The organism is Ensifer adhaerens, assembly GCF_002940685.1.
Taxonomy (GTDB): Bacteria; Pseudomonadota; Alphaproteobacteria; order Rhizobiales; family Rhizobiaceae; genus Ensifer; species Ensifer adhaerens_E.
Window position 1 is genome coordinate 1 of record NZ_PNFP01000059.1, and the last position, 952, is coordinate 952.

Below are 952 nucleotides of genomic sequence, written 5' to 3' on the forward strand. Positions count from 1 at the left end.
AACGCAAACTGCCGATCAAAGAAATGGCGCGCGAACTTGGTCGTCATCGATCGACGATCTATCGTGAGATCCGGCGCAACACCTTCCACGATCGCGAGCTGTCCGACTATAGCGGTTATTTCCCGACCGTTGCTGACGATATCCGCAAAGAGCGGCGGCAGCGTTTGAGGAAGCTAGTGCGGCACCCGCAATTGCGCGAACTGGTGATCGAGCAGCTGAAGGCGCTTTGGTCCCCGCAACAGATCGCCGGTCGTCTGCTTGCCGATGGCGTGAGCGCCGCGCGGGTCTGTACCGAGACGATCTATCGCTTCATCTACGGCAAGGAAGACCAGGCGCTGGAGCTCTATCAGCATCTGGTGGAAGGCCGCCGCCAACGCCGTCCTCGCGGCTCAAGGAAACCGCGCGACGGCACTTTTCCGGCTGACTGCAGGATATCGCAACGCCCTGATTTCATTGGTGATCGTTCGCAGTTCGGGCACTGGGAGGGCGATTTGTTGATCTTCCAACGTGACCTGGGCAACGCCAACGTCACGTCCTTGGTTGAACGCAAGAGCCGCTACACCGTCATGATCAAGAACCACAGCCGGCACTCACGGCCGATCATGGACAAGATCATCGAAACGTTCTCTCCCTTGCCAGCCTTTGCCCGGCAGAGCTTCACCTTTGATCGCGGCACGGAGTTTGCCGGCTTCAGGGCTTTGGAAGATGGCATCGGCGCGCGGAGCTGGTTTTGTGACCCCAGTGCACCGTGGCAGAAAGGGGCCGTGGAAAACACCAACAAGCGCATCCGCCGGTTCATGCCAGGTGATACCGACCTTGCAGGCGTGTCGCAACGCAACCTCATCCAGCTTGCTCGCCATCTCAACGACCAGCCGCGAAAGTGCCTCGACTACAGGACGCCGGCCGAAGTGTTCCGGGCACATTTGCAAGAGGGAGGTTGAACCCCTACCCT

Annotated in this window: 1 protein-coding gene; it reads left to right on the forward strand. The window is 59.5% G+C overall.

Features of this window, described 5'->3' with window-relative positions; genetic code table 11:
• On the forward strand, positions 1-941 hold a 941-nt coding region (locus C1A35_RS35595; protein ID WP_104668911.1), incomplete at its 5' end, for an IS30 family transposase.
• Positions 942-952: the final 11 nt, after the last annotated feature.